This is a genomic window from Pseudanabaena biceps PCC 7429, from assembly GCF_000332215.1.
GTDB classification, from domain to species: Bacteria; Cyanobacteriota; Cyanobacteriia; order Pseudanabaenales; family Pseudanabaenaceae; genus Pseudanabaena; species Pseudanabaena biceps.
Genome location: NZ_ALWB01000229.1, coordinates 1 through 8,101, shown reverse-complemented (window position 1 = coordinate 8,101; position 8,101 = coordinate 1). Strand labels below are relative to the sequence as shown.

The following is an 8,101-nucleotide window of genomic DNA, read 5'->3' as shown; positions in this document are numbered from 1 at the left end:
AGTTGCGCCCCTACGGGGCGCAACTTTACGGGTTTTGGTAATTTGTTTTGCACAAGTACTTAGTAATGCCCTTGCGTAATGCCCTTGCGTAATGCCTTTACCTTCATGAAGTATCGTCATGCAACGCAGAGAAAATCATCACTCCTTAACAATCCTTTAGAAATAACGTAATTTTTGCGGTCTCAAGCAGCAAAATTGTGGAATGAGTCCCATACATTCGATAATTTTGGGATTTAATGTTACATTTACCGCCATTTTTTTGCAAAATGGTATTAGTCCTGAATTGAGTCTTCTATGCCCCTAGAACCGATCGCTTTAACTACTCCACTTTTCTATGTCAACGATCGCCCCCATATTGGTAGCGCGTACCCCACGATTGCCGCCGATGCTTTGGCGCGGTTCTATCGACTCAAAGGACATCCTGTCATGTTTGTGACTGGCACGGACGAACATGGACAAAAAATCCAACGCACCGCTGAAAAAAATCATTTATCGCCCCAAGAACATTGCGATCGCACCGTTGCCGAGTTTTATAGCCTTTGGGAAAAATTCAATATTCGCTTCGATCGCTTTACGCGCACAACAGCTCCGAAACATCAAGCGATCGTTAACGAATTTTTTCAACGGGTTTACAATGCAGGAGATATTTACTTAAACCAACAAAAGGGCTGGTACTGTGTCGCCTGTGAAGAATTTAAAGAAGAGCGCGAACTTCCCCCTAGTCATCACTGCCCCATCCATACCAACGTCGTCTGCGAATGGCGCGACGAGCCCAACTATTTCTTTCGCCTATCCAAATATCAAGCAGCTCTCGACAAATTTCACGAAGACAACCCCAACTTTATCCAACCCGAAAGCAGGCGCAATGAGGTCTTAGGCTTCATGAAACAGGGGCTCGAAGACTTTTCGATCTCCCGCATTAATCTTGATTGGGGCTTTCCGATCCCCACCGATCCCACCCATACAATTTACGTATGGTTTGATGCATTACTCGGATATATCACCGCCCTACTCGATCCCGACGACGAACCAACCCTAGAAAATGCCCTTAAGAAGTGGTATCCCTTCAATCTGCATATTATCGGCAAAGACATTTTAAGATTTCATGCAATTTATTGGCCAGCTATGCTCATGTCTGCGGGCTTAGCCTTGCCAAAGCGGGTATTTGGTCATGGTTTACTGACAAAAGACGGTTTAAAAATGGGTAAAACTTTGGGTAACACCATCGATCCCTACGACCTAGTCGATCGCTTTGGTGCAGATCCCATTCGTTATTACTTTCTCAAAGAAATCGAGTTTGGACGCGATGGCGACTTTAACGAAGAAAGATTCGTCGCCATTGTCAATGCCGATCTCGCCAATAGCCTCGGCAATTTGCTCAATCGCAGCCTAGGAATGGTAAATAAATATTGCCAGCAAACTATTCCTATCAGCGATCCCAGCGATCGCTCAGAGGTATCAGATTTAATCACCCCCATCATCGAACAAGCCACAAACTTAGGCGATCGGGTTGCGCTTGACTATCAAAATCTCAACTTTCGAGCAGCGAGCGAGAAGATCTTAGAATTAATCTGGAACTGCAACAAACTAATTGATGAAACTACGCCTTGGAAGCTATTTAAAGCAGGGAAACAGCCAGAGGTTAACGAAACGTTATATACCTTGCTCGAAGCAGTTCGGATTGCTGTGTATTTAATATCACCAATCACCCCCAGACTCAGTGTGGCAGCATATCAGCAATTGGGCTTAAGTTTTGATGAAACATCTCCACCTGATTGGAGTCACACAAATTGGGGAATACTTCAAACAAGTAAATCCCCAACCACACCAACACCCATCTTCCAACGTATTGAAATTATGTAAACGACAATACACTTTAAGTTGGAATTAGTGTAATTTATTAACTTTCCCACTTATCGAAATCTATACCTCTGAGTATATTTACTTATGGTGTATAGTTAAAGATAAGTTATAACTACAAACCCCTTGTTTTTATATTCTTATTATAAAAACTTGTATTAATACTAGTCTCAATAACTAGTCTCAATATTTTAAATCTATTTCAAAACCACCTAGAATTTACTTTAAAATTCTCCAAAAATTTTAATTCTCAAACAGTCTTGGGATAAAGCAAATTTCTTTATTATAAAAGTTACTTTTAACGTCCGACGCTGGCTCTATATTGGGCTACGTGTGAGTTTATTAAAAAGTTTTAAGAGGTTCTTCTAAATCAGGTAAACACTTAGGACGGTTTTAAGTATCAATGCTAATACCAAAGCTTCATCCCTCAGCACTGGATAACAAACGTTCTATAGGCAAAAACATGTTACCTTTTGAGCAAGATACTGGCTTTAAGCCAGACCAGATTTTAGAAAATCGAGGGCGCGTCGCCATCTTTATTGATGGCTCCAACCTTTTTTACGCAGCTTTACAATTGGGGATCGAGATCGACTATACCAAATTGCTACTGTGTCTCACCGATGGTTCGCGCCTACTCAGAGCCTTCTTCTATACAGGAGTCGATCGCACCAATGAAAAGCAACAGGGTTTTTTATTATGGATGCGGCGCAACGGCTATCGAGTTATCTCTAAAGAGCTCGTCCAACTACCTGACGGCTCCAAAAAGGCAAACCTTGATGTCGAAATCGCGGTAGACATGATGGCTCTAATTGGTTCCTATGACACAGCCGTATTAGTCAGCGGCGATGGGGATCTCGCCTACGCAGTAGATGCCGCAAGCTATCGGGGTGTCCGCGTTGAAGTCGTGAGTTTGCGATCGATGACCAGCGACCACTTAATTAATGTCGCCGATCGCTATGTCGACCTCGAAGCCATCAAAGAAGATATTATGAAGATCTCGCGATCTCAATCACCTAGCAGTCCTCCATCAATTGCTAACTACACATACCGCCCGATCTCTGGAGTTGCATCCATAGATATTGACCGCGACATCTAAATTAATATTGCTTTATTATTGGTTTAATAAAACTAATCCTAGAAAATATTGACAGAAGTTGCCATTGTCAATATATTATAGAGTTCGCTGTAAAATATTACGTCTTCGTAATTTGCTTCTGCCAATTGTAGCTAACCCACTGCATAGAACGCACGCTCTCGCGAAGATAGTGTTGTACAGCTCCCCAACCCTACAAGTCCTGTAATAAAGGCTCTTTAGGGCAAATATAACCTTAAAAACTGACAACAAATTGGGAGACTTATAGTGGCTCGCATTGCAGGAGTTGACCTTCCTCGTGACAAGCGCATCGAAATAGGACTAACGTATATATACGGAATCGGTCTAACTAGCGCCAAAAAAATCTTAGCAGCTACCAAAATAAACCCTGATACAAGGGTAAAAGAGCTTACTGATCCTGAAGTAACAACTTTGCGCCAAGAGGTAGAATCCAACTTTCAAGTAGAAGGCGATCTGCGTCGTCTCGAAGGTTTAAGTATCAAACGCCTAGTAGACATCGGTTGCTACCGAGGTCGGAGACACCGTATGGGGCTTCCTGTGCGCGGACAACGTACTCGCACCAATGCTCGTACCCGTCGTGGTGGTCGTCGTACTGTCGCAGGTAAGAAGAAGGCTCCAGGTAAGAAGTAAGTAAGGATTAACACGAAACAATGGCTCGTCAAACAACTCGTAGAACTGGCGCACGCAAGAATAAGCGCAACGTCCCTAATGGAGTCGCTTATATCCAGTCTACTTTTAACAACACTATCGTCACGATCGCTGACACCGTAGGAGATGTCATCTCTTGGTCTTCGGCTGGTGCTAGCGGCTTTAAGGGGGCAAAGAAAGGTACTCCCTTCGCAGCGCAAACCGCTGCTGAATCTGCTGCCAGAAGAGCAATGGAACAAGGAATGCGTCAAGTTGAAGTAATGGTTACAGGTCCTGGATCAGGACGTGAAACCGCAGTGAGAGCTTTGCAAGCTGCTGGTTTAGAGATTACCCTCATTCGTGACATTACCCCCATTCCTCACAATGGCTGCCGTCCTCCAAAACGCAGACGTGTGTAACCAATTACGAATTAGAAATTACGAATTAGAAACTAAGCTCATAATTCGTAACTCGTAATTCGTAATTTTCCAATTCTCTAATTTCCCCCTTTGATTTTCGTTTACTCTTGCAGACTAAGTCGGTACAAATATGGCACAGTTTCAGGTTGAGTGCGTTGCATCCCACACAGAAAAAGACAATAGCCAGTACAGCCAATTCGTACTGGAACCACTAGATCGGGGGCAAGGCATTACCATTGGAAATGCGCTCAGACGGGTATTGCTCTCCAATCTTGAGGGTGCGGCTGTCACTGCTGTTCGCATTGCTGGTGTCAACCATGAATTTGCGACGATTCCAGGCGTGCGGGAAGACGTTTTGGACTTGATGCTCAACCTGAAGGAACTCGTGTTGAAGTCTTATAGCTCAGCACCGCAGATCATTCGTTTGGTAGAGCGCGGGCCCAAGCTAGTCACAGCTACCAGTTTTCATTCCCTGCCCTCGGATATCGAGATTGTCAATCCTAACCAATACATCGCCACTCTTAGTGAAGGCGCAACCTTGGAAATGGAACTGACCATCGAGCGTGGTAAAGGCTATCGTTCGGTAGATCGTTCTAAGGAAGATCACAGTTCACCAATTGATACACTCAAGATTGATGCTGTGTTTATGCCTGTACGTAAGGTCAAATATGAAATTAAGGATGCTCGGATCGGTGATGCGATCAATAAAGAGAGCCTTCTCATTGATATTTGGACAAACGGCAGCATCACGCCTCAAGAAGCGCTCAGTCAAGCGGCTAGCGTGCTAGTGAATCTATTCTCGCCTTTGCAAGAAATCACCCTTGCGCCAAGCCTGCCCCAAGAACGTGACGAGCAAGACGAGACTAAGCAAATTCATATCGAAGAATTACAACTGTCAGTTAGAGCTTACAACTGCCTCAAACGGGCACAGATTAATACTGTTGCTGATTTGTTGGAATATACCCAAGACGATTTACTGGAAATCAAAAACTTTGGTCAAAAGTCGGCTGAGGAAGTTATGGATGCCCTCAAACAGCATCTTGGCTTAACTTTAACTGAATCCAAAGCTTCTAAAGTTCTGTAGGTTTCATATCCATCTAGTACATACCTATGCGTCACCGTTGTAAAACCCCCCAGCTTAACAAAGCTGCCGATCAGCGCAAAGCTCTCCTAAGGGCTTTAACGACTGAATTAATCCTCAGAGGCGAAATCAAAACGACCAGAGCTAAGGCTGATGCCGTTCGTAGCAATGTCGATCATATGATCACCCTTGCTAAAGATGGTTCCTTGCATGCTCGTCGTCAAGCGATCTCCTATCTCTACGATATCTCCGTCAAAGATGGCGAACCTGTAAGCGATCGCCCAATGACCAAAACTAAGCAAGCACAGCTACCTGAAGATGAGCGTGTCACTAGCTTAGTAGACTTGCTCTTTAGTCAAGCTAAAGATCGCTATGCAGAACGCAATGGTGGTTATACCCGCATTGTTCGCACTGTTAGCCGTCGCGGTGACAATGCGGAAATGGCAATCTTGCAACTCGTATAAACCTAAAGATGCCTGAAGATGTTATTTGCTGATTCTGAGTCTTCCCATCGTGTTGCTTTAGTTATCCAATATCTAGGTACACAGTTTTATGGGTGGCAACGACAGCCAAATCATCCCAGTGTGCAACAAACGATTGAAGAAGCGATCGCCAAGATCTGCGGTAAAGCAACCGTTTTGCATAGTGCAGGTAGGACTGATACTGGCGTTCATGCTGCGGCTCAAGTAGCTCATTTTGATACGTCAAGTGCAATCCCTCCCCATCGATGGGCTAAGGTACTGAATAGCTACTTGCCCGACGGCATATTAATCTGTGGCTCGGCAGAAGTAGCCAGCGACTGGCACGCGAGATTTTCGGCGACATGGCGACGTTATCGTTACACGATTTACACTGCCTCCATTCCGAATCTTTTTGTCAAACAGTTTAGTTGGCACTATTACCACGATCGCCTTGATGAGCGGTTAATCCACCAAGCCCTACAGCCCATGTTAGGCGAACAGGATATGGCAGCTTTTCAAAGAGCAGGGTCGAGTCGCCCCCATAGTCGACTGGAGCTTCAAGAAGCAATATGTTGGCGGGATGGTGATTTTGTTCATGTGGAAGTTCAAGCAAGTGGCTTCTTGTACGGCATGATTCGTTTGTTAGTAGGGCAGTTAGTCGATGTGGGGCGTTCGAGCCTGACCATCGAATCCTTTACGAACATATGGAAAGAAAAGCGTCGTATCGAAGTTAAGTATGCTGCTCCCCCACAAGGTCTATGCTTATTGGCGATCGGCTATGCCGATAATCCATTTGCCGAGTTCGCATCGCGCAAGCAGACGTTAGTTTTAACTGATAATCATGTACTCGCATTGGTTTGAAGTCTAAAAGGACGTTTTCCCCATAAAAGTTTTAATAGAAAAATCTCGCTTGTAGAGAAACTAATGACTACAACTACACTTACTCCTAATAAAAGCTACTTACCTAGCGATCCCGATCGCAAATGGTACATTATCGATGCTGAAGGTCAGCGTCTCGGACGGCTTGCTAGCGCGATCGCGGTAATCCTACGTGGCAAAAATAAGCCCATCTATACGCCTCACCTAGATACTGGTGATTTCGTCGTTGTAATCAACGCCGAAAAAATCGCGGTAACTGGTAAAAAATCGACTCAAAAGCTATACAGAAGACATTCTGGTCGTCCAGGCGGGATGAAGGAAGAAACCTTTGACAAGGTAATCGCTCGCGTTCCTGAGCGGGTTCTCGAACATGCCATCAAAGGCATGTTACCCAAGAACACCCTTGGTCGTCAGCTTTTCACCAAGCTTAAGGTTTACAAGGGTGCTAGCCATCCCCATGAGGCTCAACAGCCCGAAACCTTGGTTATCAACACCATTCCATCGCTGAAGTAGGAGAAATAACAGATGTCAGATACTGAACGTTCTAATCGTGCTGTTTACTGGGGCACTGGTCGTCGTAAAACAGCGATCGCCCGCGTACGCCTCGTCCCAGGTGAAGGCAAAATCGTAATCAATGGTAAACCAGGCGATCTGTATTTACAGTTCAACCCTAGTTATATCTCTGGCGTAAAGGCTCCTTTGGAAACCTTAGGCTTAGAAAATGAGTACGATGTATTGGTCAATGCTCATGGTGGCGGCGTTACAGGTCAAGCCGATGCCATTCGCTTGGGTGTTGCTCGAGCCTTGTGCGAACTTGCTCCAGAAAATCGTAAGCCCCTCAAGGTTGAAGGCTATATGACTCGCGATCCTCGTTGTAAGGAACGTAAGAAATACGGGCTTAAGAAAGCTCGTAAAGCACCTCAATACTCGAAACGGTAATCGTTTACCTAACAGAAAAAGCCTCGCAGTGCGAGGCTTTTTGATTTTTATATTGATTTTTATAGCTTTTCGATACCGCGATTTAAAACTTCATAATAAAGGGGCAAATATCCTGATTTGATGCCGCCTTCTTCTTTGGCTTTGTCTAAGTTGCCCCGTAAGGTATGGCTATTGTGAACGCTGTAAATTTCATAGCGATCGCCAATAAACACATAATCCGCAACATCGGTAAACTCTTCGCCTTTAACCAACTGCCAGCGATCGTCTATATAGATAAAATGATAGTCCGCCAGATCGGGGCTCGAGGATGGGCGCTCGACTGCCGCAGAGATTTCAGCGGTGTAATGGGGATTTGTATTGGTGGGGGGAACAACTTTACTAACGACATTACGATAGAAACAGCTTTCGTTGTAGCAAAATCTGAGCTTTGCCATTTTAGTTTTGATATTTTCAAAGCGATCGATAATTTGACTGCGAGAAGGTTCGGTTGCTGCCGACACATTGGGGGCAAAACTATTCGTAAAGGTGATCCCCAGACAAATCAGGCAGACAAAAAATATACTGGCAAGCGATCGCCATTGTTTGCTGGTCATAAAAATTAGAATTATAAAAAGTAATTAATCTCCCTTTAATTCTATCCCTTGAACATTGGTAGGGAACTCCCCCAAAGCAAACATGAGTGGCGTCATCAAGTGCCGCCACTCATGTTTGCTTTGGGACT

The 8,101-nt window shown here is 44.6% G+C and carries 10 protein-coding genes; 9 read left to right on the top strand and 1 reads right to left on the bottom strand.

The window, feature by feature from the left end; all coding sequences use genetic code 11:
• Positions 1–294 precede the first annotated feature (294 nt).
• The 9 genes from metG (at position 295) to rpsI (ending at position 7,380) form a co-directional block, all read left to right on the top strand.
• Positions 295–1,863 carry a methionine--tRNA ligase gene (gene metG / locus PSE7429_RS19160; RefSeq protein ID WP_009628989.1) on the top strand — a complete coding sequence of 523 codons (1,569 nt, stop codon included), beginning with the start codon at positions 295–297 and terminating at the stop codon, positions 1,861–1,863.
• Between the two features lie 460 nt (positions 1,864–2,323).
• Positions 2,324–2,956: a LabA-like NYN domain-containing protein gene (locus tag PSE7429_RS19155; protein WP_009628988.1), complete on the top strand. Its 633-nt coding sequence runs from the start codon at positions 2,324–2,326 to the stop codon at positions 2,954–2,956.
• Positions 2,957–3,220: 264 nt separating this feature from the next.
• Complete coding sequence (gene rpsM / locus PSE7429_RS19150; RefSeq protein ID WP_009628987.1) at positions 3,221–3,604, top strand: 30S ribosomal protein S13; 384 nt, start codon at positions 3,221–3,223, stop codon at positions 3,602–3,604.
• Between the two features lie 20 nt (positions 3,605–3,624).
• Positions 3,625–4,020 carry a 30S ribosomal protein S11 gene (gene rpsK, locus PSE7429_RS19145; RefSeq protein ID WP_009628986.1) on the top strand — a complete coding sequence of 132 codons (396 nt, stop codon included), beginning with the start codon at positions 3,625–3,627 and terminating at the stop codon, positions 4,018–4,020.
• Between the two features lie 130 nt (positions 4,021–4,150).
• Positions 4,151–5,104: a DNA-directed RNA polymerase subunit alpha gene (locus tag PSE7429_RS19140; RefSeq protein WP_009628985.1), complete on the top strand. Its 954-nt coding sequence runs from the start codon at positions 4,151–4,153 to the stop codon at positions 5,102–5,104.
• Between the two features lie 26 nt (positions 5,105–5,130).
• Complete coding sequence (rplQ, locus tag PSE7429_RS19135) at positions 5,131–5,565, top strand: 50S ribosomal protein L17 (protein ID WP_009628984.1); 435 nt, start codon at positions 5,131–5,133, stop codon at positions 5,563–5,565.
• 18 nt (positions 5,566–5,583) lie between these two features.
• A complete protein-coding gene (truA, locus tag PSE7429_RS19130; RefSeq protein WP_009628983.1) occupies positions 5,584–6,423 on the top strand; it encodes a tRNA pseudouridine(38-40) synthase TruA in 840 nt (279 codons plus the stop codon).
• A gap of 63 nt (positions 6,424–6,486) precedes the next feature.
• Positions 6,487–6,954: a 50S ribosomal protein L13 gene (gene rplM, locus PSE7429_RS19125; RefSeq protein ID WP_009628982.1), complete on the top strand. Its 468-nt coding sequence runs from the start codon at positions 6,487–6,489 to the stop codon at positions 6,952–6,954.
• 12 nt (positions 6,955–6,966) lie between these two features.
• Positions 6,967–7,380 carry a 30S ribosomal protein S9 gene (rpsI, locus tag PSE7429_RS19120; RefSeq protein ID WP_009628981.1) on the top strand — a complete coding sequence of 138 codons (414 nt, stop codon included), beginning with the start codon at positions 6,967–6,969 and terminating at the stop codon, positions 7,378–7,380.
• Positions 7,381–7,439: 59 nt separating this feature from the next.
• Here rpsI and PSE7429_RS19115 read toward each other — a convergent pair whose 3' ends face one another.
• On the bottom strand, positions 7,440–7,973 hold the full coding sequence (locus PSE7429_RS19115; protein WP_009628980.1) for a hypothetical protein: 534 nt from the start codon (positions 7,971–7,973) through the stop codon (positions 7,440–7,442).
• Positions 7,974–8,101 lie beyond the last annotated feature (128 nt).

Excerpts from the sequence above, each read along its gene's own strand:
- PSE7429_RS19115 (WP_009628980.1), bottom strand. The coding sequence starts at position 7,973 with ATGACCAGCAAACAATGGCGATCGCTTGCCAGTATATTTTTTGTCTGC.
- rpsK (WP_009628986.1), top strand. The coding sequence starts at position 3,625 with ATGGCTCGTCAAACAACTCGTAGAACTGGCGCACGCAAGAATAAGCGC.
- truA (WP_009628983.1), top strand. The coding sequence starts at position 5,584 with ATGTTATTTGCTGATTCTGAGTCTTCCCATCGTGTTGCTTTAGTTATC.
- metG (WP_009628989.1), top strand. The coding sequence starts at position 295 with ATGCCCCTAGAACCGATCGCTTTAACTACTCCACTTTTCTATGTCAAC.
- rplQ (WP_009628984.1), top strand. The coding sequence starts at position 5,131 with ATGCGTCACCGTTGTAAAACCCCCCAGCTTAACAAAGCTGCCGATCAG.
- PSE7429_RS19140 (WP_009628985.1), top strand. The coding sequence starts at position 4,151 with ATGGCACAGTTTCAGGTTGAGTGCGTTGCATCCCACACAGAAAAAGAC.
- rplM (WP_009628982.1), top strand. The coding sequence starts at position 6,487 with ATGACTACAACTACACTTACTCCTAATAAAAGCTACTTACCTAGCGAT.
- PSE7429_RS19155 (WP_009628988.1), top strand. The coding sequence starts at position 2,324 with ATGTTACCTTTTGAGCAAGATACTGGCTTTAAGCCAGACCAGATTTTA.
- rpsI (WP_009628981.1), top strand. The coding sequence starts at position 6,967 with ATGTCAGATACTGAACGTTCTAATCGTGCTGTTTACTGGGGCACTGGT.